The 23,939-nt window shown below is 67.8% G+C and carries 23 protein-coding genes; 16 read left to right on the forward strand and 7 right to left on the reverse strand.

All coding sequences use genetic code 11. The features are described from left to right. Window positions 1–4 precede the first annotated feature (4 nt). Window positions 5–580 (forward strand): DNA-3-methyladenine glycosylase I, encoded by a 576-nt coding sequence (locus QT386_RS04040; protein ID WP_289272459.1) that lies wholly within the window; start codon window positions 5–7, stop codon window positions 578–580. Between the two features lie 73 nt (window positions 581–653). On the opposite strand, the gene urtE is transcribed toward QT386_RS04040, so the two are convergent. The 6 genes from urtE to QT386_RS04070 all read right to left on the reverse strand — a co-directional run bounded on the left by urtE (window position 654) and on the right by QT386_RS04070 (window position 7,453). Next, window positions 654–1,349, reverse strand: a complete 696-nt coding sequence (gene urtE, locus QT386_RS04045) for an urea ABC transporter ATP-binding subunit UrtE (protein WP_289272460.1) — start codon at window positions 1,347–1,349, stop codon at window positions 654–656. Further along, on the reverse strand, window positions 1,343–2,197 hold the full coding sequence (urtD, locus tag QT386_RS04050) for an urea ABC transporter ATP-binding protein UrtD (RefSeq protein WP_289272461.1): 855 nt from the start codon (window positions 2,195–2,197) through the stop codon (window positions 1,343–1,345). The genes urtE and urtD overlap by 7 nt, the downstream gene beginning before the upstream one ends. Further along, the gene (gene urtC, locus QT386_RS04055; protein WP_289272462.1) at window positions 2,194–3,300 is read right to left on the reverse strand and encodes an urea ABC transporter permease subunit UrtC; all 1,107 of its coding nucleotides are present in this window, start codon (window positions 3,298–3,300) and stop codon (window positions 2,194–2,196) included. The genes urtD and urtC overlap by 4 nt, the downstream gene beginning before the upstream one ends. Further along, a complete protein-coding gene (gene urtB, locus QT386_RS04060; RefSeq protein WP_289272463.1) occupies window positions 3,300–4,871 on the reverse strand; it encodes an urea ABC transporter permease subunit UrtB in 1,572 nt (523 codons plus the stop codon). Before urtB ends, urtC begins: the two co-directional genes overlap by 1 nt. Before the next feature lie 203 nt (window positions 4,872–5,074). Continuing rightward, window positions 5,075–6,346, reverse strand: coding sequence for an urea ABC transporter substrate-binding protein (gene urtA / locus QT386_RS04065; RefSeq protein WP_289272464.1), 1,272 nt, complete (start codon window positions 6,344–6,346; stop codon window positions 5,075–5,077). Window positions 6,347–6,430: 84 nt separating this feature from the next. After that, entirely contained in the window at window positions 6,431–7,453 is a 1,023-nt protein-coding gene (locus tag QT386_RS04070) for an outer membrane beta-barrel protein (RefSeq protein ID WP_289272465.1), read from the reverse strand. Window positions 7,454–7,794: 341 nt separating this feature from the next. Between QT386_RS04070 and QT386_RS04075 the strand changes: the two genes are divergently transcribed. From QT386_RS04075 to QT386_RS04145, 15 genes are all read left to right on the forward strand, one after another. Beyond that, window positions 7,795–11,205: an ATP-binding protein gene (locus QT386_RS04075; protein ID WP_367401388.1), complete on the forward strand. Its 3,411-nt coding sequence runs from the start codon at window positions 7,795–7,797 to the stop codon at window positions 11,203–11,205. Continuing rightward, window positions 11,198–12,115: a response regulator transcription factor gene (locus tag QT386_RS04080; protein ID WP_289272467.1), complete on the forward strand. Its 918-nt coding sequence runs from the start codon at window positions 11,198–11,200 to the stop codon at window positions 12,113–12,115. Before QT386_RS04075 ends, QT386_RS04080 begins: the two co-directional genes overlap by 8 nt. A 28-nt stretch (window positions 12,116–12,143) precedes the next feature. After that, window positions 12,144–12,767, forward strand: a complete 624-nt coding sequence (locus QT386_RS04085) for a HupE/UreJ family protein (protein WP_289272468.1) — start codon at window positions 12,144–12,146, stop codon at window positions 12,765–12,767. A 20-nt stretch (window positions 12,768–12,787) separates the two neighbouring features. Further along, a complete protein-coding gene (locus QT386_RS04090) occupies window positions 12,788–13,666 on the forward strand; it encodes an urease accessory protein UreD (RefSeq protein ID WP_289272469.1) in 879 nt (292 codons plus the stop codon). After that, window positions 13,666–13,968 (forward strand): urease subunit gamma, encoded by a 303-nt coding sequence (locus QT386_RS04095; RefSeq protein ID WP_289272470.1) that lies wholly within the window; start codon window positions 13,666–13,668, stop codon window positions 13,966–13,968. The genes QT386_RS04090 and QT386_RS04095 overlap by 1 nt, the downstream gene beginning before the upstream one ends. 8 nt (window positions 13,969–13,976) lie before the next feature. Beyond that, entirely contained in the window at window positions 13,977–14,300 is a 324-nt protein-coding gene (locus tag QT386_RS04100; RefSeq protein WP_289272471.1) for an urease subunit beta, read from the forward strand. A gap of 1 nt (window position 14,301) precedes the next feature. Then, the gene (gene ureC / locus QT386_RS04105) at window positions 14,302–16,008 is read left to right on the forward strand and encodes an urease subunit alpha (protein WP_289272472.1); all 1,707 of its coding nucleotides are present in this window, start codon (window positions 14,302–14,304) and stop codon (window positions 16,006–16,008) included. A 2-nt stretch (window positions 16,009–16,010) separates the two neighbouring features. Beyond that, window positions 16,011–16,568: an urease accessory protein UreE gene (ureE, locus tag QT386_RS04110; RefSeq protein WP_289272473.1), complete on the forward strand. Its 558-nt coding sequence runs from the start codon at window positions 16,011–16,013 to the stop codon at window positions 16,566–16,568. A 59-nt stretch (window positions 16,569–16,627) separates the two neighbouring features. Then, window positions 16,628–17,272 (forward strand): urease accessory protein UreF, encoded by a 645-nt coding sequence (locus tag QT386_RS04115; RefSeq protein WP_367401389.1) that lies wholly within the window; start codon window positions 16,628–16,630, stop codon window positions 17,270–17,272. A 3-nt stretch (window positions 17,273–17,275) separates the two neighbouring features. Further along, entirely contained in the window at window positions 17,276–17,908 is a 633-nt protein-coding gene (gene ureG, locus QT386_RS04120) for an urease accessory protein UreG (protein WP_289272475.1), read from the forward strand. Window positions 17,909–18,166: 258 nt separating this feature from the next. Next, window positions 18,167–18,538 carry a hypothetical protein gene (locus QT386_RS04125; protein WP_289272476.1) on the forward strand — a complete coding sequence of 124 codons (372 nt, stop codon included), beginning with the start codon at window positions 18,167–18,169 and terminating at the stop codon, window positions 18,536–18,538. Window positions 18,539–18,599: 61 nt separating this feature from the next. Then, the gene (locus tag QT386_RS04130; RefSeq protein WP_289272477.1) at window positions 18,600–20,051 is read left to right on the forward strand and encodes a TolC family protein; all 1,452 of its coding nucleotides are present in this window, start codon (window positions 18,600–18,602) and stop codon (window positions 20,049–20,051) included. After that, entirely contained in the window at window positions 20,051–21,355 is a 1,305-nt protein-coding gene (locus QT386_RS04135; RefSeq protein WP_289272478.1) for a multicopper oxidase family protein, read from the forward strand. Before QT386_RS04130 ends, QT386_RS04135 begins: the two co-directional genes overlap by 1 nt. A 64-nt stretch (window positions 21,356–21,419) precedes the next feature. Further along, window positions 21,420–21,830, forward strand: a complete 411-nt coding sequence (locus QT386_RS04140) for a heavy metal-responsive transcriptional regulator (protein WP_289272479.1) — start codon at window positions 21,420–21,422, stop codon at window positions 21,828–21,830. Next, window positions 21,827–22,348: a DUF4396 domain-containing protein gene (locus QT386_RS04145; protein ID WP_289272480.1), complete on the forward strand. Its 522-nt coding sequence runs from the start codon at window positions 21,827–21,829 to the stop codon at window positions 22,346–22,348. Before QT386_RS04140 ends, QT386_RS04145 begins: the two co-directional genes overlap by 4 nt. Before the next feature lie 87 nt (window positions 22,349–22,435). On the opposite strand, the gene cysS is transcribed toward QT386_RS04145, so the two are convergent. Continuing rightward, a complete protein-coding gene (gene cysS, locus QT386_RS04150) occupies window positions 22,436–23,812 on the reverse strand; it encodes a cysteine--tRNA ligase (RefSeq protein ID WP_289272481.1) in 1,377 nt (458 codons plus the stop codon). Window positions 23,813–23,939 lie beyond the last annotated feature (127 nt).

Here is a 23,939-nt window from a genome sequence, read left to right on the forward strand (position 1 = left end):
CCGCATGCCCGTCGCCGCCGAACCCTGCCCCTGGTGCCTGTCCACCCCGCAGTACCGCGAATACCACGACCGCGAATGGGGCGTGCCGGTCCACGACGACCGTGTGCTCTTCGAGTTCCTGATCCTGGAAGGCGCCCAGGCCGGCCTGTCCTGGCGCACGATCCTCGAGCGCCGCGACGGCTACCGCAAGGCCTTCGCCGACTTCGACCCGCAGAAGGTCGCGCGCTACACCGACGCCAAGCTGGAGAAGCTGCTGCTGGACCCCGGCATCATCCGCAACCGCCTCAAGGTCTGGGCCGCACGCGCCAACGCCCAGGCATTCCTGGCCGTGCAGAAGGAGTTCGGCAGCTTCGACGCCTACCAGTGGAGCTTCGTCGGTGGCAAGCCGGTGGTGAACCGCTGGAAGTCGCTCAAGGAAGTCCCGGCCCGCACCGAGATCTCCGACCGCTACAGCAAGGACCTGCAGAAGCGCGGCTTCAAGTTCGTCGGCAGCACCATCATCTATGCCCACATGCAGGCCACGGGCATGGTCAACGACCACCTGGTGAGCTGCCCGAGACACAAGCAGGTCGGCGCCTGATGGCCCCGTAGGAGCGGCCGTTGGCCGCGAATGGGTGGATCGCGGCCCAACGGCCGCTCCTACGTGAGACGGATCACACCGTCAGGTGATGCTTCACCAGTTCATCGCTGAGCGCCGGGATCGCCCCCTGCGCCACCACCCGCCCCTTGTCCAGGATGCGGAACTCGCTGGCCACGCGGCGCGCAAAAGGCAGCTTCTGCTCCACCAGCAGCACGGTCAGGCCGGTATCCTGGTTAAGTCGCAGGATCAGGTCACCGATCTCCTGCACGATGTTCGGCTGGATGCCCTCGCAGGGCTCGTCCAGGATCAGCAGGCGCGGGTCGTAGATCAGCGCGCGGCCGATCGCCAGCTGCTGCTGCTGGCCGCCGGACAGGTCGCCGCCACGGCGGCGTGCCATCTGCTTGAGCACCGGGAAGGTGGAATAGACCTTCTCCAGCGCCTCCGCCTGGCCGCTCTTGCGCACGTACAGCCCCAGTCGCAGGTTCTCCTCCACCGTGAGCTGCGGGAAGATCTCGCGCCCCTGCGGCACGTAGCCGATCCCCATGCCGGCACGACGGTCAGCCGCCACCCGGCGGATGTCCTTGCCCTCGTAGAGGATCTCGCCGCTGGCCACCGGCAGCAGCCCCATCACCGCACGCAGCAGTGTGGTCTTGCCCATGCCGTTGCGGCCCATCAGGCAGGTCACGGAACCGGTCGCCACCTCCAGGTCCACGTCCCAGAGTGTATGGCTGCCGCCATAGAACTGGTTGACGCCCTTGACGCTCAGCATCGCGGTTCTCCCAGGTAGACCTCGACCACCCTCGGATCGTTCTGCACCTCGTCGATCGAGCCCTCCGCCAGCACACTGCCCTCATGCAGCACCGTCACCTGCCGCGCGATGGAGCGCACGAAATCCATGTCGTGCTCCACCACCACCACCGAATGCTTGCCCGCCAGCGACAGCAGCAGCTCCGCGGTCCGCTCGGTCTCCTGCGGAGTCATGCCGGCCACCGGCTCGTCCACCAGCAGCAGCTGCGGCTCCTGCATCAGCAGCATGCCGATCTCTAGCCACTGCTTCTGGCCGTGCGACAACACCCCGGCCAGCGCGCCGCGGTGCTCCTTCAGGCCGATGGTCTCCAGCACCTCGTCGATCCGCAGCAGTTGCGCCGGGCTGAGCTTGGCGAACAACATCTTCCACACCGACTTGTCGCCGGCCATGGCCAGCTCCAGGTTCTGGAACACCGTGTGCTGCTCGAACACTGTCGGCTTCTGGAACTTGCGGCCGATGCCGGCCTGTGCGATCTGCGGTTCGCTCATGCCCAGCAGGTCGATGGTCTGGCCAAACCAGGCCGTGCCGCTGTCCGGCCGGGTCTTGCCGGTGATCACGTCCATCATCGTGGTCTTGCCGGCGCCGTTGGGGCCGATGATGCAACGCAGTTCGCCGGCCTCCACGTACAGGGTCAGCTTGTTCAGCGCGCGGAAGCCGTCGAAGCTGACCGTGATGTCCTCCAGGTACAGCACTGTGTTGTGGCTGAGGTCCAGCCCCGGCGGATTGTGCCGCTCGAACACGTCGCCGCTGCGCGGCGACGGCCGCAGGCGTGCCGGGATCAACCGGGAGAAGGCGTGCGGGACGTTCATGCGGCACCCCGGCGCAGCTTCAGCTTCGAGATCAGCCCCACCAGGCCCTGCGGCAGGAACAGCGTCACCACCACGAACAGCGTGCCCAAGGCATAGAGCCAGATATCGGGCAGCACCGTGGTGAACCAGGTCTTGGCGTAGTTGACCACCACCGCGCCCAGCACCGCGCCGTAGAGCGTGCCGCGCCCACCCACCGCCACCCAGATCACCACCTCGATCGAATTGATCGGGCTGAACTCACCGGGGTTGATGATGCCCACCTGCGGCACGTACAGCGCGCCCGCCACGCCGGCCAGCATCGCCGAGAACACGAATAGCCAGAGCTTGTAGGACTCCACGCGGTAGCCGATGAAACGCGTGCGGCTTTCCGCATCGCGCACCGCCTGTACCACGCGGCCCAGGCGCGAACCGGTGATCATGCGGCCGGCGGCAAAGGCCACGCCCAGGGCCAGCGCCGTCGCCAGGAACAAAGCCATGCGCGTGCCAGGCGCCTTCAGGTCGAAGCCGAGGATCTCCTTGAAGTCGGTTAGGCCATTGTTGCCCCCGAAGCCCATCTCGTTGCGGAAGAAGGCCAGCAGCAGCGCATAGGTCAGCGCCTGCGTGATGATCGACAGGTACACGCCGGTGACGCGCGAGCGGAACGCCAGCCAGCCGAACACGTAGGCCAGCAGGCCCGGCGCCAGCAGCACCATGATCGCCGCGAACCAGAACATGTCGAAGCCCTGCCAGTACCAGGGCAGCTCGCTCCAGTTCAGGAACACCATGAAGTCCGGAAGCTCGGCATTGCCGTAGACGCCGCGCGTGCCGATCTGGCGCATCAGGTACATGCCCATGGCATAGCCACCCAGCGCGAAGAACGCCGAGTGACCCAGGCTGAGGATGCCGCAATAGCCCCAGATCAGGTCCACCGCCACCGCCAGGATCGCGTAAGACATGTACTTGCCGACCAGGGTCACCGTGTAGGTCGACATGTGCAGCGGCGAGCCCTCCGGCACCGCCAGGTTCAGCAGCGGCACCAGCACCGCGGTGGCCAGCAGCACGGCGTAGAAGCCGAAGGCGCCGCGCTCATTGCGCCAGGCCAGCAATCGTTCCATGAAAGTCATCAGTGGCCCTCCGCCGCGCGGCCTTTCTGCGGAAACAGACCCTGCTTGCGACGCTGGATGAACAGGATGATGAACACCAGCACCAGGATCTTGGCCATCACCGCGCCGACCCAAGGTTCCAGCAATTTGTTCGTCACGCCCAGCGCCATGCCGCCGATCAGCGTGCCCCAGAGATTGCCCACGCCGCCGAACACCACCACCATGAAGGAATCGATGATGTAGGCCTGCCCCAGGTTGGGTCCGACATTGGTCAGCTGCGACAGCGCCACGCCAGCGATGCCGGCAATGCCGGAACCCAGGCCGAAGGTCATCGCATCGACTCGGGAGGTGGCGATACCCATAGCCGTGGCCATGCGGCGGTTCTGCGACACCGCCCGCACCTTCAGGCCCAGCGAAGTCTTGTTCAGCGTCAGCCACAGCGCGGCGAACACAATCAGCATGAACAGCACGATGTAGAGGCGAATCCAGGTGACCGACAGCAAGTCGTTGAACTGCAGCGAGCCGCTGAGGAAGCCCGGCGTCTGCACCGAGCGGTTCAGCGGCGAGAACACCGAGCGCACCAGCTGCTGCAGCACCAGCGACAGGCCGAAGGTCGCCAGCAGGGTTTCCAGCGGGCGCCCGTAGAGATGCCGCACGATGCCACGCTCGATCGCGACGCCCGCCAGGCCGGAGACGATGAAGGCCACCGGGATCGACAGCAGCAGGGCCAGGCCGATGTGGTTCGGCAGCAGCAGCTGCATGACGTAGGCGGTATAGGCGCCCAGCATGATCAGCTCGCCATGCGCCATGTTGATCACGCCCATCACGCCGAAGGTGATGGCCAGGCCGATGGCCGCCAGTACCAGCACCGAGCCCAGGCTCAGGCCGAATAACAGGGTTTCCACGCCCTGGTAGAAGCTGCGCCACGATTCGATGCTGCGCACCGCCGCCAGGGCGGCGGCGCGCACCTGGGCGTCCGCGTCGGCCTCGTCGCCGGACGCCATCTGCGACAGGCTGTTGTAGACCTCGGCGCTGCGGTCTCCGTCCAAGCTGGCGATGGCCGCCAGGCGCTGCGACGGTTCTCCGGCCTGCAGCTCGGCCAGCGCCAGCGCCAGCTCGATCTCGTTTGTCACCGCGGCGTCGGTCTCCTGCTGCAGGCGCGCCTGCAGCGCCGCCACCGCGGATTCGTCCAGCTCGCGGCGCATCTCGCGCACCGCCCGGATGCGCGCCGAGGCCGTCGGGCTGGCCAGCGCGAACTGCGCCAGCATGCCCTTGAGACCCTTGCGCAGCCGGTTGTTGGTGCCGATCTTCTCCAGGTCATCGGCCTCGACCTTGCCCGCGCTGCCGCTGGCGGGGTCAACGTAGCCGCCCTCGCCCTCCAGCCAGATATGGCCGGAGGCATCGGCGTAGAGCTTGCCGTCCAGCCAGCCCTGCAGCAGCGCCTGGGCCTGGGGATGACCGCTGCGGGCGATCTGCCCCGCCAGCGCTTCCTTATCCATGTAGGAGGCCGTCGGCAATGACGCCACGGCCGTATCGAATTCGTTGCCGGCGGGGGCCTGCGCCCAGGCGACGGCGCCTCCCAGCCAGAGCATAAAAAGCAGCAGCGGCCGGCACAGAAGTGCGAAGCGACCTCGGTACCGCCGCTGCTGATTCCTTCGGAGCTGCATGTTCGTTTCCACGTCAGGGCCTTTCATCGATGCCCCTGTCGCTGCGACGGGGAAATGGATGACAAGTCCTAGAAAAGGGTCGGGAAAGCCGGCTCCCGCCTTCGGGAGCCGGCCTCCGCGTCAGGGCCTCAGTAGTTCTGGCCCGAACACTTCTTGGTCTTGGTGTTGTAGTTGCCGCACTTGAGCTTCACCCAGTCAGCCTCCACGTCCTTGCTGCCCGGCAGGTAGTCGGACCAGGCATCGCCCGCCACTTCACCCTTGGTCTGCCAGACGATGTCGAACTGGCCGTCCTCGCGGATCTCGCCGATGTACACCGGCTTGGTCAGGTGGTGGTTCGGCAGCATCTTGGCGGTGCCGCCGGTCAGGTTGGGCACTTCCAGGCCGATGATGGCGTCGCTGACCTTGGACACGTCGGTGGTCTTGGCCTTCTCCACCGCCTTGACCCAGAGGTTGAAGCCGATCACGGTCGCTTCCATCGGGTCGTTGAAGGTGCGGTCCGGCTTCTTGATGAACTTCTGCCAGGTGGCGATCTCGGCCTTGTTGGCCTTGGTGTTGATGCTCTGGAAGTAGTTCCAGGCCGCCAGGTGGCCGACCAGGGGCTTGGTGTCGAGGCCCGCCAGTTCCTCCTCACCCACCGAGAAGGCCACCACCGGGATGTCCTCAGCCGAGATCTTCTGGTTGCCCAGTTCCTTGTAGAACGGCACGTTGGCGTCGCCGTTGATGGTCGAGACCACCGCCGTCTTCTTGCCCGTCGAGCCGAACTTCTTGATGTCCGCCACGATCGACTGCCAGTCGGAATGACCGAAGGGCGTGTAGTTGATCATGATGTCTTCCGGCTTCACGCCCTTGCTCTTGAGGTAAGCCTCGAGAATCTTGTTCGTGGTGCGCGGGTAGACGTAGTCGGTGCCGGCCAGCACCCAACGCTTCACGCCCAGATCCTTCATCAGGTAGTCCACCGCAGGGATGGCCTGCTGGTTGGGCGAGGCACCGGTGTAGAACACGTTCTTGGAGGACTCTTCACCCTCGTACTGAACCGGGTAGAACAGCAGGCCGTTGTTCTTCTCGAACACCGGCAGCACCGACTTGCGCGACACCGAGGTCCAGCAGCCGAACACCACATCGACCTTGTCCTTGACCAGCAGCTGCTCGGCCTTCTCGGCGAACAGCGGCCAGTTGGAGGCCGGGTCCACGACCACGGCTTCCAGCTTCTTGCCCATGACGCCGCCCTTCTTGTTCTGCTCCTCGATCAGCATCAGGACGGTGTCCTTCAGTGTGGTCTCGGAGATGGCCATCGTGCCGGACAGCGAGTGCAGCACGCCGACCTTGATGGTGTCGGCCGCCTGGGCCGCGAAGCTGGCGACGCCGAGCGCGGCGGCCGTCAGGATGAATTTGAGTTTCATGAATAGAGACTCCGTTTTTGGTATGAGGTTGGCTGCGTCAGCCGGTCAGGGCTGGCGCAGCGTGATGACGCCGGGGAGGCCGGATCAGAACGTGAACAGGGCTTCGAGCGCGAACGCGTCCGAATCACCGTTGGTGTCGGAGCTGTCCTTGCGGTACTCGAGCACCAGCAGCAGGTTTTCGCCGACCTTGTAGCTGGGCGACAGGGTGATGGCGCTGCCATCGTCGACCGTGCCGCCGGCGGCGTTCTTGATCTCGAAGTCGTGGTAGCGCAGTGTGATGCCGTAGGGGCCCTTGGCGTAGTTGGCCATCAGCAGGTAGCCATCGCCATCGCCATTGACGACCGCGCTGGAATCACCGTAGTCGACCGTGTTGTACTCACCCGCGAAGGTGAATCCCGAGACCGCGTAGGACACCCAGGCGTTGATGATGTCCGTGTCGGTGTCCTTGTCGATGATGTAGAACGCCTTCGCGGTCAGGCCTTCGATCGGCATCACGGCTAAGCCGAATTCGTATCCCATCTTGTCGTCGACGCCGTCGACGCTGTTGCGGTCGTTCGGGTTGAAGGCGCTGGCGACGACGGAGCCCATCACCGCGAACTTGCCGCCGTTGTAGTAGGCCGACAGGCCGTTCTGGTAGTAGCCGTAGAAGTACTTGGCATAGCCGGTGCCGCTGTACTGGTACAGGCCGGTCGGCTCCTCGGTTTCCCAGCCGCTGTAGCTCAGGAAGCGGCCGGCCTTCATGCTGAACTGCTCGGTGAAGGCCTTGGTGATGAAAGCCTGCTCGACAAAGGTGTCGTCGCCGCTGCCTTCGAAGCCCTCGCCGTACTCGATGTCGACCTGGGCGGAAACGCCGTCCGAACCGGCGTACTTGAAGTCGATCTCGAACTGGTCGATGCCGACGCTTTCCGTGCTGGAGCCGGCGTCCGGGCTCACGGACGAGTACGACATGTCCAGGAAGCCGGTGATGCTGATGCCCTTGCCCAACTCGATCTCGGCGTGTGCCACGGGAATGGCGCCCATCGCGCCAGCGGCCATCAACGCCGATGCCCAGCGCGTGAGCTTGCCGATCCCGTTCATGCGCCGCGTTGCCGTGTCCTTCTTACTCACGTTCCATCTCCCTGTAAGTGCATCCGTCAATGGGCTCGAGCCCGAGAAATTCCGACGGAGGGGGCAGGCATTGGCCGGGTATCGGCATCCTTCTTGCTTCGCCGACCCCGCCCCCCTGTTGGCGGCCCCTCTCCCTCTGCCAGAACAGGCTAGGCGGCGGGTCGGAAGGCCGGTATGGGGTAATTGGCGTAAGGGGGTGGGGTATTTGACGTAGATGCAAAGCCCAGGCGCCCCGGCATCATTCGACCGTGCGTGGAGAGGACAAGCAGGAAGATGGCCCGGACAGACTCGAGGACAGGCAGCGGCAGCGCCGCGGCAGGCCATAGGGCCCTGCCGTGACGGTGGCGCTGCAGCCGCAGACGGCGCCGCCCGCGCGCAGCCGCCAGCGCATCGTTCGCGAGCGCCGGCAGTACAACAAGTGGGTGGGCAGCCAGACGCTGGAGGATTACGCGCTGCGCTATACCGCCGAGAAGGCGCGCAAGTACTCGTCCTTCCGTGTCGCCAACACCGCCTTCGGCGCCATTTCCTTCCTGGCCTGCGAGGCCATCGGCGCCACACTGACCCTGGCCTACGGCTTCGCCAACGCCGCCACCGCCATCGCCCTGGTCTGCGCGCTGATGTTCTTCATCGGCCTGCCCATCGCCCGCTATGCCGCGCGCTTCGGCCTCGACATCGATCTGCTGACCCGCGGTGCCGGCTTCGGCTACATGGGCTCCACGATCACCTCGCTGATCTATGCCTCGTTCACCTTCCTGCTGCTGGCGATCGAGGCCAGCATCATGTCCGGTGCCCTGCACCTGCTGTTCGACATTCCGCTGTGGCTGGGCCACATCGTCAGCGCCCTGCTGGTGATACCCATCGCCATCTACGGCATCCGCATGATCAGCCGCGTGCAGCTTGCCACACAGCCGGTCTGGCTGATCCTGCAGTTCGCGCCCTTCGTGTTCCTGCTGCTGTCCGGCAGCCAGCAGATGGCCGGCTGGATGCACTTCCCCGGCCGCCAGGGCGCTGCGGACGGCAGTCTCGATCCCATGTACCTGGCGATCTGCGCCTCCACCCTGCTGTCGCTGCTGCCACAGATCGGCGAGCAGGCGGACTACCTGCGCTTCCTGCCGGATAGCCAGAAGATCGGCCGCTGGCGCTGGTGGACCGCGCTGCTGACCACCGGGCCGGGCTGGGTCCTGATGGGTGGCATCAAGCTGATGGCCGGCTCCTTCCTGGCCTACTTCGCGCTCAACCACGGACTCAGCGAGTCCAGCGCGGCGGAGCCGGCGGAGATGTTCTTCGTCGTGTTCCGCGAAATGATCGGCTCGCCCCTCGTCGCCCTGGTGCTGACCGGCGTCTTCGTCATCACCTGCCAGCTCAAGATCAACGTGACCAATGCCTACGCCGGCTCGATCGCCTGGTCCAACTTCTTTTCGCGCCTGACCCATGCGCATCCGGGCCGCGTGGTGTGGCTGGTGTTCAACGTGCTGCTGGCCCTGCTGCTGATGCAGGTCGGCATCCTGCGCGTCATCGAGACCGTGCTGGTGCTCTACGCCAACTTCGCCGTAGCCTGGATCGGTGCCCTGACCGCCGACCTGGTCATCAACAAGCGCCTGGGCCTGAGCCCCGCCGGCATCGAGTTCAAGCGCGCCCACCTGTACGACATCAACCCGGTCGGCGTCGGCGCCATGGCCGCCTCGATCATCGTTTCGACCACCGCCTTCGTCGGCACACTGGGTCCCATGGCCCAGGCGCTCTCCCCCTTCGTGGGCCTGTTCGTCGCCTTCGCGATGGCGCCGCTGATCGCCTGGCTGACCCGGGGCCGCTACTACATCGCGCGCCGCCCGGACGGCCTGTCCACGCGCGCCGAGCAGTTCTGCTCCATCTGCGAGAACAGCTTCGAGCGCAACGACATGGCCTTGTGCCCGGCCTACAACGGCCCGATCTGCTCGCTGTGCTGCACCCTGGATGCGCGCTGCCACGACACCTGCAAGACCAACAGCCGCTTCAACGAACAGGTCACCCAGCTGCTGTCGCGCTTCCTGCCGCAGCGCTGGCTCAGCGGCGAGTACGGCGGCACCGGCCAGTTCGTCGGCACCTTCCTGCTGTTCAACCTGGTCGTCGGCTCGCTGCTGGGCTTCATCTACCTGCAGTACGTCGCCGCCTCGCCCGCGGAGGCCGAGGTGGTCGGCCACGCCCTGATGATCGTGTTCTTCACGCTGCTGGTGGTTACCGGGGTATCGGCCTGGCTGCTGGTGCTGGCCCAGCACAGCCGCCAGGCTGCCGAGCAGGAGACCCGCCACCAGACCGCGATGCTGATGGACGAGATCGAGGCGCACGAGAAGACCGACGCGGCCCTGCAGAAGGCCAAGGAGCTCGCCGAGAGTGCCAACGAGGCCAAGAGCCGCTACATCGTCGGCATGAGTCACGAGATCCGCTCGCCGCTCAACGCCATCCTCGGCTATGCACAACTGCTGGAGCGCGGCACCGCCCGGCCGGAGAACGCGATCCAGGTCATCCGCCGCAGCGCCGGACACCTGTCCAACCTGGTCGATGGCCTGCTCGACATCTCCAAGATCGAGAGCGGCGTCCTGCGCCTCAGCCGCGACAAGGTGCCCTTCGCCGAATTCCTCGACCAGATGTCCGACATGTTCCGCATGCAGGCCGCGGCCAAGGGCATCGAGTTCCGCTACACGCGGCCGCAGCAGCTGCCCGCCGCAGTCAACGCCGACCAGAAGCGTCTGCGCCAGATCCTGATCAACCTGCTGTCCAACGCCATCAAGTACACCCGCGACGGGCATGTGGGCCTGGCAGTCCGCTACCCGTCCAGCCAGGTCGCCGAGTTCGAGATCAGCGACAGCGGCATCGGCATCCGTCCAGAGGACCTGGACAGTATCTTCAAGCCCTTCGAGCGCGGCGGCATGCCCGGCATCGAGGCCGTGCCCGGCGTCGGCCTCGGCCTGACCATCACCAAGGTCCTGGTACAGATCATGGGTGGCGAGATCGCCGTGCGCAGCACGCCCGGCCAGGGCAGCCTGTTCTCGGTGCGCCTGTACCTGTCGCAGGCCGCGGCCGGCAGCATCAGCACCGAGCGGCGCCGCATCGTCGGCTACCTCGGCCCGCGCGTGACCGTGCTGATGGCCGACGACGATCCCGCCCATCGCGGCCTCATGGAGGGCATCCTGCGCCCGCTGGGCATCAACCTGTTCGCCGCCAGCGACGGCCTCGGCGGCCTGGAACTGGCCAGCGAATGCAACCCGCACCTGGTCATGCTCGACATCGCCATGCCCGGCATGAACGGCTGGCAGGTCGCCGAAACCCTGCGGGCGCTGGAAGCGCCGCAGCCGAAGATCATGATGGTCTCGGCCAATGCCCATGACTACAGCCCGGGGGGCGACGGCAACGCCGTGCATGACGCCTTCCTGATCAAGCCCATCGACGTCGATAGCCTGCTGGAGCGCATCGGCACGCTGCTGGGTCTGCGCTGGGTCTACGAGGGCGAGGAGCCGGAGCGCGAACCACTGCCCGCCCTGGCCGCCAACGAACGCCCGCCCCAGTCGGCCCGCCAGTTCGTGGACGAACTCGTGCGCCTCGGCCGCATCGGCCACGTGCGCGGCATCGAGGCCAAGCTTCGCGAGATGCAGGCCCAGGTGCCGGAAAGCGAGGCCTTCGCGCAGCGCCTCCTGAGCCTGGTTGCCGCCTTCGACATGAAGGGCTACGCGCAGCTGCTCGACAGCGTGCGCGAAGAGGTCGCCCGCGATGCATGACACGGCCACCAAGCGGCGCGACATCGTACTGGTGGTCGACGACACACCGGGCAACCTGAGCTTCCTCACCGACACGCTCGACCAGGTCGGCGTCACCGTGCTGGTCGCCACCGACGGTCTGAGTGCGCTGGCGCTGGTGGACCAGATCACCCCGGACCTGATCCTGATGGACGCGATGATGCCGGGCATCGACGGCTTCGAAACCTGCCGCCGCCTCAAGCAGGACAAGCAGCTGGCACACGTGCCGGTGATCTTCATGACCGGCCTCTCGGAGAGCTGGCATGTGGTCAAGGGCCTGGACGTCGGCGGCGTCGACTACGTCACCAAACCCATCGTGGTCGACGAGCTGCTGGCGCGCATCCGCGTACACCTGGCCAATGCACGCCTCGCCCACGGCACCCGGGCCGCCCTGGATGCCACCGGCCGTTTCCTGCTGTCCACCGACCAGCAGGGCCAGCTGCAGTGGTGTACGCCGCGCGCCGCGCAACTGCTGTCCGAGCTGTTCTCCAGCAGCGAAGGCCACGGCCTGCCGATGTCGGTCGCCGAGCGCCTGCGCCAGTTGCGCCAGCAGGGCACCGACGCGCAGGACAGCGCCTTCGTCGAGGCCGAGGGCCGCCGCCTGGAGTTCTCCTACATCGGCACCACCGGCCCCTCGGAGTTCCTGTTCCGCCTCGCCGACGTCAGCCCCGGCCGCGAGGAGCGGACGCTGCAGGACGCCCTGTCGCTCACCGCCCGGGAAGCCGACGTGCTGGTGTGGATCAGCCGCGGCAAGGCCAATCGCGAGATCAGCGAGATCCTCGGCATCAGCCACCGCACGGTGAACAAGCACCTCGAAACGGTCTTCGAGAAGCTCGGCGTCGAAAACCGCGCGGCCGCCGCCGCCAGAGCCGTACGTATCCTCAATCAATAGCCCTCATAGCCCCATGGAGCACCGTCTCGTGAAGCCCTTTCCTTTATCGCTGCGCCGGATCGCCCTGCTTGCGCTGCTGTGCGTCCCGGTGATCGCCCAGGCCCACCCCGGCCACGCCGGCTTCGCCCTGCGCGACGGCTTCCTGCATCCCTGGCTCGGGCTCGACCACCTGCTGGCGATGCTGGCCATCGGCCTGTGGGCCCGCCAGATGCAGGGCAGCCCCGCCGGCGCGAGCGAGCCGAGGACATGGGCCTCGCTACTGACGCTCCCGGCCCTATTCGTGCTGGCTGTGGCCGTGGGCGCCACGGCCGGCGAGCGCATCGGCGGCAGCGGGCTGGTCGAAACCCTGATCGCCGCCTCGCTGATCGCGCTGGGCGCCCTGCTCGCGGCGGCCCGCAGGCTGCCTCTCGGCGTGAGCGTAACCCTGGTCCTCGCGATGGGCCTGGCCCATGGCTGGGCCCATGGCGCCGAGATTCCGGTCGATGCGCCGCGGCAAGCCTTCTTCGCCGGCTTCCTGTCGGCCACCGCGCTGCTGCATCTCTGCGGCATCGCCCTGGCAAGCCTGGCGATCCACCGGGGTGCCGCCACGGGACTGCGCGCCAGTGGCATCGGCCTGGCCGCGGTCGGCTGCGGCCTGCTGGCTGGCATCTGAGCATCGCGAGGTCTGATGCCATGACGAGCACCGCGACAAGTCCGGTAGTGGTCGTGGGGCGGCCGTACGCCCAGCGCCGTGCCTGGCACGCGCGTATCCGCATGCAGGTCGACTCGCAGGACGGCCGCAGCCGCCTGCGCGACTGCGAGCACGCCGGCCCGCTGCGGATCCAGAAGGTCCTCTATCCGCAGGGCGGCCAGCTTGCGCAGTTGCTGCTGCTGCATCCTCCAGGCGGCATCGCTGGCGGTGACCAGCTCTCCATTCAGCTCAGGGTCGAGCCCGGAGCGCATGCCCTGCTGACCACGCCCGGCGCGGGCAAGTGGTACAAATCCGGCGGCGACATCGCGCGCCAGGACGTCGTCCTGCAGGTCGCGCCGGGCGCCGCGCTCGAATGGCTGCCGCAGGAGGCCATCGTCTTCGACCAGGCCGTCGCCGAGCAGACCCTGACGGTGGACTGCAGCGGCGACGCCCGCTGCTGCGGCTGGGACATCGTCGTGCTGGGCCGGCAGGCCCGCAACGAGCGCTTCATGGCCGGCCGCTGGTCGCAGCGCATCGAGATCCGTCGCGACGGCCAGCCGCTGTGGCTGGAGCGCAGCCGCATCGCGGGCGACGACGAACTGCTGCGCTCGGTCGTCGGCTGGAACGGTCACCACGTCAGCGGCCTGCTGTGGGCCACCGGCTTCACGCCGGGCGAATCGCTGATCGATCAGTGCCGCGCCGCGGTCGAGCAGGACGGCGTGATCGCCGGCGTCACCTTCCTGCCCGACGGCCCGCTGCTGGTCCGCGTCCTGGGCAGCAGTGCGGAGCAGGTACGCGAGGCACTGACCCGGGCCTGGGCACTGCTGCGGCCATCCCTGTTCGGCGTCGCCGCGCAAACGCCAAGAATCTGGAGCACCTGATGGAACTGACCCCACGCGAGAAGGACAAGCTGCTGATCTTCACCGCCGCGCTGCTGGCCGAGCGACGCCGCGCCCGAGGCCTCAAGTTGAACTACCCGGAAGCCGTGGCGCTGATCTCCGCCGACATCATGGAGGGCGCGCGCGACGGCCGCAGCGTCGCCGAGCTGATGCGCCACGGCCGCAGTCTGCTCAAGCGCGAGGACGTGATGGACGGGGTCGCCGAGATGATCCCGGACATCCAGATCGAAGCGACCTTCCCGGACGGCACCAAGCTGGTGACGATCCACGACCCCATCGTCTGAGAAAAGAAATGACTCCCGGAGAACTGCTGGCAGCCGAGGGCGAGATCGAGCTCAACGTCGGTCGCCCCACCATCCGCCTCAAGGTGAGCAACACCGGCGACCGTCCGGTGCAGGTGGGTTCGCACTACCACTTCCACGAGACCAACGAGGCGCTGGACTTCGACCGCGCCGCCGTCCGCGGCTTCCGCCTCAACATCGCCGCGGGCACCGCGGTGCGCTTCGAGCCGGGCCAGGAGCGCACGGTGGAGCTGGTCGCGCTGGCAGGCGACCGCATCGTCCATGGATTCAATGCCCGGGTTTCCGGGCCGCTCGATACCCAGGGGAGCAACTGACATGGCCCTGAAAATTTCCCGCCAGGCCTATGCCGAGATGTTCGGACCCACGGTCGGCGATCGCATCCGCCTGGCCGATACCGCGCTGATCGCCGAGGTCGAGAAGGACTTCACCGTCTACGGCGAGGAGGTGAAGTTCGGCGGCGGCAAGGTGATCCGCGACGGCATGGGCCAGTCGCAGCGCCTGAGCGCCGACTGCATGGACACCGTCATCACCAATGCCCTGATCATCGACCACTGGGGCATCGTCAAGGCCGACATCGGCATCAAGAACGCGCGCATCCAGCGCATCGGCAAGGCCGGCAACCCGGACATCCAGCCAGGCGTCAACATCGTTATCGGCCCGGGCACGGAGATCATCGCCGGCGAAGGCATGATCGTGACTGCCGGCGGCATCGACAGCCATATCCACTTCATCTGCCCGCAACAGATCGACGAGGCCCTGAACTCCGGCGTCACCACCATGATCGGCGGCGGCACCGGCCCGGCCACCGGCAGCTTCGCCACCACCGTCACTCCCGGCCCCTGGCACATCGAGCGCATGCTGCAGGCGGCCGAGGCCTATCCGATGAACCTGGGCTTCCTGGGCAAGGGCAACGCCAGCCTGCCGGCACCGCTGCACGAGCAGATCGCCGCCGGCGTCATCGGCTTGAAGCTGCACGAGGACTGGGGCACCACGCCGGCCGCCATCGACTGCTGCCTGGGCGTCGCCGATGAAACCGACACCCAGGTCGCCATCCATACCGACACGCTCAACGAATCCGGCTTCGTCGAGGCCACCGTCGCCGCTTTCCGCGGCCGCACCATCCACACCTATCACACGGAAGGCGCGGGCGGCGGCCATGCGCCGGACATCATCAAGGTCAGCGGCCTGCCCAACGTGCTGCCCTCCTCCACCAACCCGACGCGGCCCTACACCGTCAACACGCTCGACGAGCACCTGGACATGCTGATGGTCTGCCATCACCTGGACGCGTCGATCGCCGAGGACGTGGCCTTCGCCGAATCGCGCATCCGCAAAGAGACCATCGCCGCCGAGGACATCCTGCACGATCTCGGCGCCTTCTCGATGATCTCCTCCGACTCGCAGGCCATGGGCCGCGTCGGCGAGGTCGTCATCCGCACCTGGCAGACCGCGCACAAGATGAAGCAGCAGCGCGGCGCCCTGGCCGGCGACAGCGCACGCAATGACAACGCCCGCATCAAGCGCTACGTCGCCAAGTACACCATCAACCCGGCCCTGACCCACGGCATCGCCCACGAGGTCGGCTCCGTCGAAGCCGGCAAGTGGGCCGACCTGGTGCTATGGAAGCCAGCCTTCTTCGGCGTCAAGCCCTTCCTGATCATCAAGGGTGGCATGATCGTCAGCGCCGCGATGGGCGATCCCAACGCGTCCATCCCCACGCCGCAGCCGGTGCACTACCGCCCGATGTTCGGTGCCCACGGCAGCGCCGTGCTGCACAACTCCCTGACCTTCGTCTCGCAGGCCTCGCTGGCCGCCGGCATCGGCGAGCGCTACGGCTTGAAGAAACCGCTGGCAGCGGTGCGGGGCTGCCGCTCGATCACCAAGGACGGGATGATCCACAACAGCTGGCAGCCGGATATTTCCGTCGATCCGGAGACCTACGAGGTCATCGCCGACGGTCAGTCGCTGGTCTGCGAGCCCGCCACCGAGCTGCCGATGGCCCAGCGCTACTTCCTGTTCTGAGCATGAGCACCCTGCTGAAGATCACCGAGCGCCTGCCGCCGCCAGACCAGCCCGGCCTGCGCGAAATCGTGTTGAGCTATGGCGAGCGCGCACGCAGCCGCCTGCGCGCCGTGCTGGAAGACGGTACGGAGGTCGGCCTGTTCCTGCCTCGCGGCACGCAACTGCGCGGCGGCGATGGCCTGCGCGCCGAGAACGGCGAGGTCATCCGTGTCCGCTCCGCCGTGGAGCCGCTGTACCGTGTCACCGCCCCGACGGATACGGCCGATCCGGCCTTCGCGCTGCTGCGCGCCGCCTACCACCTGGGCAACCGCCACGTGCCGCTGGCACTGTCGCCGGGCGAGCTGCTGCTGGAGCCCGACCCGGTGCTGCGCGACATGCTGCAGGGCCTGGGCATGCTGGTGAGCGAATGCCTGACCGCGTTCGAGCCAGAGGCCGGTGCCTACGGCGGCGGGCATCGCCATGATCACGACGAGCAGGCCGGCTCCATCGGCGAGCTGCTGTCGCAGCAGGCCCACGCGCGCACGGCGGTCGACATGGCGACCCTGCAGTTTCACCGGTGAGCGACCTGACGCGCCACAGGCTGGAGATCGTAGCGCCAGCGGCCGACGGGCTGGATGCCATGGGCGCCCTGCTGCAACTCAGCAGCCCCGCCCTGCCGGTCGGCGCCTTCAGCTACTCGCAGGCGCTGGAGTCGGCCATCGACAGGGGCGTCGTCACCGACGCCGCCACGGCGCAGCGCTGGATCGCCGAGTCCCTGGAGCTGGTGCTCGGCCGCTACGAGGCGCCGGTCTGGTGCCGCTTGCGCAATGCCTGGGACGCAGGGGACATCGCGCGCTTCTCCGCATGGAATTGCGAGTTCATCGCCAGCCGCGAGACCCGCGAACTGCGCGCCGAGACTCTGCAGATGGGCTACTCGCTGCGCCAGCTGCTGCTCGCCACCGGCTGCGCAGACATCCCCGCGGGCGAGCTGTGCTTCCCCGCCGCCCATGCCTGCGCCAGCGCTCTCTGGGGCATCTCGCCATCGCTGGCCCTGTACGGCTACCTGTACAGCTGGCTGGAGAACCAGGTCATGTCCGCACTCAAGGCCGTGCCGCTGGGGCAGGTCTCCGGGCAGAAGCTGCTGCTCGCGGTGCGGCCACGGATTTCCGGCGTGGTCGAAGCCGCCTTCGCGATGCGCGACGAGGCGCTTTCCACCCAGGCACCGATGCTCGGCCTGCTCAGCAGCCAGCACGAAACCCAATACTCGAGACTATTCAGGAGCTGATGCATGGACAGGAACAACACAGATCACGGCGGCCCGTTGCGCGTCGGCATCGGCGGCCCGGTCGGCTCCGGCAAGACCACCCTGGTGGAGGTCCTGTGCAAGCGCATGCGCGATCACCACCGTCTCGCGGTGGTGACCAACGACATCTACACCAAGGAAGACGAGCGCTTGCTGGTGGCCGCCGGAGCGCTGGCGCCGGAGCGCATCATGGGCGTGGAGACCGGCGGCTGCCCGCACACCGCGATCCGCGAGGACGCCTCGATCAACCTCGAAGCCGTGGACCGCATGAGCCAGCGCTTCCCGGACCTGGAGCTGATCTTCATCGAATCCGGCGGCGACAACCTGGCCGCCACCTTCAGTCCGGAACTGTCGGACCTGACGATCTATGTCGTCGACGTCGCCGGCGGCGAGAAGATCCCGCGCAAGGGCGGCCCGGGCATCACCAAGGCCGACCTGCTGGTGATCAACAAGACTGATCTCGCCCCCTACGTCGGCGCCAACCTGGAAGTCATGGCCCACGACGCCACGCGCATGCGCGGCAAGCTGCCCTTCGTGATGACCAACCTGAAGACCGGCGACGGCGTCCAGACCGTGATCGACTTCATCGTCAGGCGCGGCATGTTGGGCGCAGCCTAGCGAAGCCTCGACGGAGTTACCGTTCGCCCTGAGCCTGTCGAAGGGTGAACGGTAACCAATTGGCCTACGTTGGCGAGGATACCCGGGCTTCGGCGAGCTCGGCGCGAACGGACTTCCCGCCCCCTGAGCCCGACCGGCCACGCCCACACCCCGAAGGCGCGCGGACGCACCGCCTCCGCACGGCCTGTTTCGCCGCGCAGCCCTCTTGGAGTCAACACCAGACTTGAATTGCCACGCGGCACTGCCTCTAATGCGCGCATGTCTTTCCTGTTGCGCCAGGTGCTGATGCTGTTGCTGGCCTGCGGCCTCGCGCTGCAGGGCGTGGCCGTCGCCACGCCCTGCCACCATGCGCAAGCCGTGCTGGTCCAGGCACCGCTCCAGGACGAGCATGCGTATCACAGCCATCACCATGAGATGGCGCAGACCGATGCCGCGGCCCAGCCGGATTCGGCAAGCTGCCTGACCGGCTGCAACTGCCCCGGCCACTGCGGCCTGTCGGTGGCCTTGCTTCCCCCGCTGCCCGCCATGGGCGAAGCCGCCGCCCCAGCGCCGCTGCGCCTGGCCCGCTGGACCCCGCCGCTGCAGACCGCGCACGGCCAGTCGCTGCTACGCCCACCGATCACCGCCTGACAGGCCCTGCGGCGCCCGCGCCGCCCGCTGTTCCCCATCACTCCCTGTCAGGAGATCAACCGTGTTCCCTCCCGTTGCCTTGCGGCGGGCCTGGATCTGTGTCCTGTTGCTGAGCCTCGCCGGCTGCGCGTCCCTCGCGCCCGAGCAAGGCCATGACGACGTGCGCGCGCTGGTCGCCGCGCGCCGGGACGCTGCCGAGCCGCCGACGTTCCAGCCCCCCGATGCCGCCGCACAGGCGCGCATCGACAGCCTGCTCCAGCAACCGCTGGACAGCCACACCGCCGTCACCATCGCCCTGCTGCAGAACCCGGCGCTGCGCATCGACGCCGCGGAATTCGGCCTGGCCCAGGCCGACCTGTTCGAAGCCGGCCGCCTGGCCAATCCACGCCTGTCGCTGTCCATGCAGGACTCCAGCGACCCCGCCGCGCAGGGCCCCAGCGTCAGCGTCGGCATCGCGCAGAACGTCGCGCGCCTGCTGACGCGCGCGCCGCGCCGTCAGTTCGCCGCCGGCGAGTTCGAGCGCGCCAAGACCGAGTTCGCCGGCCGCATCCTGGCGCTGGCCGACGACACCGAGTCCGCCTGGTTCGAGCTGGCCGGCGCCTCGCAGGTCGCCGAGCTGCGCCGCCTGGTGCTGGAATCCGCCGAGGCCGCCGCCGACCTGGCGCAGCGCATGCAGCAGGCCGGTACCCTCGCCGACCTGGACCTGGCCTTGCGCCAGGCCGCCGCCAGCGAAGCCCGCATCGCCCTGCAGCGCACCGAGGCCGACCAGGTCCAGGCCCGGCTCAAGCTGGCCGGGCTGATGGGCCTGCCGCCGGAGCGTCCCTGGCAGGCCGCGCCCGGCCTGCCGGCCCCGGCCGACTCGGAAGAGGCGCTGCCGGAGCTGCAGCAGCGCGCCCTGCGCCAGCGCCTGGACCTGGACTCCGCGCGCCGCGAGTTGGACCTGCTGCGCGAGGCCCTGGGCATGACCCGGCGCTACCGTTACCTCGGTGAATTCGAGGTGGGCCTGGACTACGAGCGCGAGACCGACCGCTCGCGCCTGCTCGGCCCCAGCATCGCGCTGGAGTTGCCGATCTTCGACCAGGGCCAGGCTGCGCTGGGTCGCTCGCAGGCGCGCCTACAGCAGTCCGAGGCGCGCCTGCAGCGCCTGGAACTGGACGCCGCCCGCGGCGTGGCGGCGGCGCATGCCCGCGTCGCCACCGCACGCACGCAATTGGATCATTACCGCGAGCAGCTGCTGCCGCAGCGCGAGCGCGTGGTCGCGCGCACGCTGGAGATGCAGCAGTACATGCTGCTGGGCGTGTTCGAACTGCTGGCGGCCCGCCGCGACGAGTTCGACGCCTACCAGGGTTACCTCGAAACCCTGCGCGACTACTGGCTGGCCCGCGTCGACCTCGCACGCGAAACCGGCGGCAGCCTGCCCGGCAGCGGCGGCGGGCCCGTCGCGATACCCGCGCCCGCGCCTGAGGAAGACCACTCCTCGCACCACATGCACCACCAGCACGGAGAACACTGATGCTGACCCAAAAGCTGACCCGCCGAAACCTGCTGTCGCTGATGGGCATCGGCGGTGCCGCCGCAGCAGCCGGCGCCGCGCCCTCCCTCGCCCAGGCCGCCGCGCCGCGCCCCACCGGCGGCTACCTGCCGGTGCGCACGCTCAACGGCTGGACCCTGCCCTGGCGCATGCGCAACGGCGCCAAGGAATTCCACCTGGTCGCCGAGGAGATCGAGCACGAGTTCGCGCCCGGCTCCAAGGCCAGCTGCTGGGGCTACAACGGCAGCACGCCGGGCCCCACCATCGAGGCGGTGGAAGGCGACCGCGTGCGCATCCTGGTGACCAACCGCCTGGGCGAGCCCACCACCGTGCACTGGCACGGCATCGACCTGCCCAACGGCATGGACGGCGTCGGCGGCCTCAACCAGCCGCACATCCAGCCCGGCGAGACCTACGCCTACGAGTTCACGCTGCGCCAGCACGGCACCCACATGTACCACCCGCATGCCGACGAGATGACGCAGATGGCCATGGGCATGATGGGCCTGTTCATCATCCACCCCAAGGCCGGAGAGGCCGTGCCGGTGCATCGCGACTACGCCCTGCTGCTGCACAACTGGGCGCTGCATCCGGGCACCTCGCGGCCCGATCCCTCGGTGATGCAGGACTTCGACCTGTGGACCTTCAACAGCAAGGTCTACCCGGCGATCGATCCGCTGGTCATGCGCACCGGCGAGCGCCTGCGCATCCGCGTCGGCAACCTGTCGATGTGGAACCATCCGATCCACCTGCACAGCAATCCCTTCTGGGTCACCGGGTCCGACGGCGGCCGCTGGCCACGATCGCAATGGCGCCGCGAGGTCACCGAGATCGTTGGCGTCGGCCAGATGCGCGACATCGAGTTCGTCGCCACCGCGGCGGGCGACTGGGCCTTCCACTGCCACATGGCGCACCACACCATGGGGCCGATGGGCCACGAAATACCCAACATGATCGGCGTGGACCAGGGCGAGGTGGAGCAGCGCATCCGCAAGCTGCTGCCCGGCTACATGGCCATGGGCCGCAACGGCATGGCCGAGCATGCCGGCCACCAGGCCATGGGCATGATGAAGGGCCCGGCCAACACCCTACCGATGATGACCGGCGAGGGGCCCTTCGGCCCCATCGACATGGGCGGCATGTTCACCGTGCTGAAAGTGCGCGACGACCAGCCCGCCGGCGACTACCGCGATCCCGGCTGGTACCGGCACCCCAAGGGCACGGTGGCGCAGCGGGTCAGCAGCGACCCGGACTACGGCCAGCCCCACCGGCGGGCCGGTGCATGAAGGGCTTGACCCTGGACCCTGGTCAAGGGTCTAGGATCGCGCGCAGGCCAACCAGGAACCTCCCATGCCCCATTCGCTGACCATCAGCCCCCTTGCCCGCCAGGCCGGCGTCGGCATCGACACCGTGCGCTACTACGAGCGCATGGGTCTGCTGCCCGAGCCGCCCCGCCGGGCCTCCGGCTACCGCGTCTATCCGGCCGAGACCCTGCAGCGCCTGCAGTTCATCCGCCGCGCGAAGAATCTCGGCTTCAGCCTTGAAGAAATTCGGGAATTGCTGGAGCTGAGCCACCGCAGCGGCGACGGCGTAGGCGCCGTCAAAGCGACCGCCGCGGCTAAGCTCAAGGACGTGGAGGAGCGCATCGTCGAGCTGGAGCGCATGCGCGACGGCCTGCGCCAGCTGGTGGACGCCTGCCCGGGCCATGGCGCCCCACAGGACTGCCCGATCCTGGGCGCCCTTTCCGGAGACTCGAAGTGAACGACTGCTGCCACCCGCCCGCCGCCGCCAAGCAGGCCCCGGCCTGCCACGGCTCCACCCCGGCCGCCGGCCATGAACACCATGGCCACGCCCCGGTCGGCCCCTGGCGCATGGCCGCCAGCGTCACCCTGCACTGCCTGACCGGCTGCGCCATCGGCGAGTGGACCGGCCTGGCCATCGGCGTCAGCCTGGGCCTGGATACCCACCACACCATCATGCTGGCCGTGTCCCTGGCCTTCCTGTTCGGCTTCGCGCTGACCCTGATGCCGCTGATGCGCCGCGGCATGAGCTTCTCCCAGGCCTGGAAGCTGGTCTGGCTGGGCGAGGTGGTGTCGATCTCGGCGATGGAGCTGGTGATGAACCTGGTGGACTACCACATGGGCGGCATGGGCCCGGGCATGAGCCTGGCTCATCCGCAGTACTGGATCGCCTTCGGCACCGCCGCGGTGGCCGGCTACTTCGCGGCCCTGCCGGTAAACTGGTGGCTGCTCAGGCGCGGCATGAAGAACTGCCACTGAACGGCCGGGAATCGAAAATGGGGAATCGGGAATCGTAAAAGCGGCTTGGCTTCTGCGATTCCCGATTCCCCATTCCCGCTCTTTGATTCAGGCGTAGCGCCAGCGCTGGCCGTCCTTGCCGTCCTCCACCAGCACGCCCTTGGCCTTCAGCTCATCGCGGATGCGGTCGGAGCCGGCCCAGTCGCGGGTGCGGCGGGCTTCGGCGCGCAGCGCCAGCTGGGACTCGATGGCCTCCGGCGTCAACTGCCCCTCACCCTCCGGGGCCCAGCCGAACCAGGCCGCCGGCTCCTGCTGCAGCAGGCCGATCAGCTTGCCGGCCTGCACCAGCTGCGCCTTGATGCGCGCCTTCTCGGCGGCATCCTCGCTCTTGTTGGCGGCGTGGCTCAGGGCGAACAGCTCGGCCAGCGCCATCGGCGTGTTGAGGTCGTCCTCCAGCGCATCGACGAAGGCCTGCGGCGCACCCTCGCCCGCGGCCGGCGCCACGTCGGCCAGTTCGCGCAGCGTGCCGTAGAGGCGGTCCAGCTTCTTGCGCGCCTCGGCGATCACCTCGTCGTTCCAGTCCAGTGGCTGGCGGTAGTGGCCCGACAGCAGCGCCAGACGGATCGCCTCGCCCGGGGCCTGCTTGAGCAGCTGGCGCACCAGCAGCACGTTGCCCACCGACTTGGCCATCTTCTCGCTGTTCACGGTGAGAAAGCCGTTGTGCATCCAGTAGCGCGCGTAGGTCTTGCCGCCGTGCGCGCAGGTGGACTGGGCGATCTCGTTCTCGTGGTGCGGGAAGATCAGGTCATGGCCGCCGGCATGGATGTCCAGCGTATCTCCCAGCAGCGCCTCGGACATGGCCGAGCACTCGATGTGCCAGCCCGGGCGGCCACGGCCCCAGGGCGAGTCCCAGCCCGGCTGCTCCGGCGTGGAGGGCTTCCACAGCACGAAATCGCCGGCGTCCTTCTTGTACGGCGCCACCTCGACACGGGCACCGGCCAGCAGTTGCTCCGGGTCGCGCTTGGACAGCTTGCCGTAGTCGGCGTAGCTGCGGGTATGGAACAGCACGTGGCCGTCGGCCTCGTAGGCGTGACCGTTGTCGATCAGGCGCTGCACCATGGCGATGATCTGCGGCAGGTGCTCGGTCACGCGCGGCTCGAAGTCCGGCGGCAGCACGCCGATGGCCTCCAGGTCCTCGTGATAGGCGGCCGCGAACTTCGCGGTGATCACGCCGATCTCGACGCCTTGGTCGGCGGCGGCCTTGTTGATCTTGTCGTCGATGTCCGTGATGTTGCGGGCATACAGCACGCCGGGATAGCGGCGGCGCAGCACGCGGGCCAGCACATCGAACACCACCGCCGGGCGGGCGTTGCCGATATGGGCGTAGCTGTAGACCGTCGGGCCGCAGACGTACATCGTCACGCGCTCGGGATTCAGCGGCTGGAAGGCCTCTTTGCGGCCGGTATAGGTGTTATGGACTTGCATGGCGGGTCAGGCAAAAAACCCGCGAAGGATACCGCCCGGCGCCAGCCTTGTCGCGTCAACCCAGCAGCATGAGGCAAACGAGCCCCATGGTCACCACACCGGCTGCATATCCCCAAAGACCCCAGAC

Source organism: Solimonas sp. SE-A11 (genome assembly GCF_030345715.1).
In the GTDB taxonomy this organism is placed as follows: Bacteria; Pseudomonadota; Gammaproteobacteria; order Nevskiales; family Nevskiaceae; genus Solimonas_A.

What these genes read in the sequence shown, in the direction of transcription:
- QT386_RS04040 (WP_289272459.1), top strand. Translation starts at nt 5, where the DNA reads ATGCCCGTCGCCGCCGAACCCTGCCCCTGGTGCCTGTCCACCCCGCAG.
- urtE (WP_289272460.1), bottom strand. Translation starts at nt 1,349, where the DNA reads ATGCTGAGCGTCAAGGGCGTCAACCAGTTCTATGGCGGCAGCCATACA.
- urtD (WP_289272461.1), bottom strand. Translation starts at nt 2,197, where the DNA reads ATGAACGTCCCGCACGCCTTCTCCCGGTTGATCCCGGCACGCCTGCGG.
- urtC (WP_289272462.1), bottom strand. Translation starts at nt 3,300, where the DNA reads ATGACTTTCATGGAACGATTGCTGGCCTGGCGCAATGAGCGCGGCGCC.
- urtB (WP_289272463.1), bottom strand. Translation starts at nt 4,871, where the DNA reads ATGCTCTGGCTGGGAGGCGCCGTCGCCTGGGCGCAGGCCCCCGCCGGC.
- urtA (WP_289272464.1), bottom strand. Translation starts at nt 6,346, where the DNA reads ATGAAACTCAAATTCATCCTGACGGCCGCCGCGCTCGGCGTCGCCAGC.
- QT386_RS04080 (WP_289272467.1), top strand. Translation starts at nt 11,198, where the DNA reads ATGCATGACACGGCCACCAAGCGGCGCGACATCGTACTGGTGGTCGAC.
- QT386_RS04090 (WP_289272469.1), top strand. Translation starts at nt 12,788, where the DNA reads ATGACGAGCACCGCGACAAGTCCGGTAGTGGTCGTGGGGCGGCCGTAC.
- QT386_RS04095 (WP_289272470.1), top strand. Translation starts at nt 13,666, where the DNA reads ATGGAACTGACCCCACGCGAGAAGGACAAGCTGCTGATCTTCACCGCC.
- QT386_RS04100 (WP_289272471.1), top strand. Translation starts at nt 13,977, where the DNA reads ATGACTCCCGGAGAACTGCTGGCAGCCGAGGGCGAGATCGAGCTCAAC.
- ureC (WP_289272472.1), top strand. Translation starts at nt 14,302, where the DNA reads ATGGCCCTGAAAATTTCCCGCCAGGCCTATGCCGAGATGTTCGGACCC.
- ureE (WP_289272473.1), top strand. Translation starts at nt 16,011, where the DNA reads ATGAGCACCCTGCTGAAGATCACCGAGCGCCTGCCGCCGCCAGACCAG.
- QT386_RS04115 (WP_367401389.1), top strand. Translation starts at nt 16,628, where the DNA reads ATGGGCGCCCTGCTGCAACTCAGCAGCCCCGCCCTGCCGGTCGGCGCC.
- ureG (WP_289272475.1), top strand. Translation starts at nt 17,276, where the DNA reads ATGGACAGGAACAACACAGATCACGGCGGCCCGTTGCGCGTCGGCATC.
- QT386_RS04125 (WP_289272476.1), top strand. Translation starts at nt 18,167, where the DNA reads ATGTCTTTCCTGTTGCGCCAGGTGCTGATGCTGTTGCTGGCCTGCGGC.
- QT386_RS04135 (WP_289272478.1), top strand. Translation starts at nt 20,051, where the DNA reads ATGCTGACCCAAAAGCTGACCCGCCGAAACCTGCTGTCGCTGATGGGC.
- QT386_RS04140 (WP_289272479.1), top strand. Translation starts at nt 21,420, where the DNA reads ATGCCCCATTCGCTGACCATCAGCCCCCTTGCCCGCCAGGCCGGCGTC.
- cysS (WP_289272481.1), bottom strand. Translation starts at nt 23,812, where the DNA reads ATGCAAGTCCATAACACCTATACCGGCCGCAAAGAGGCCTTCCAGCCG.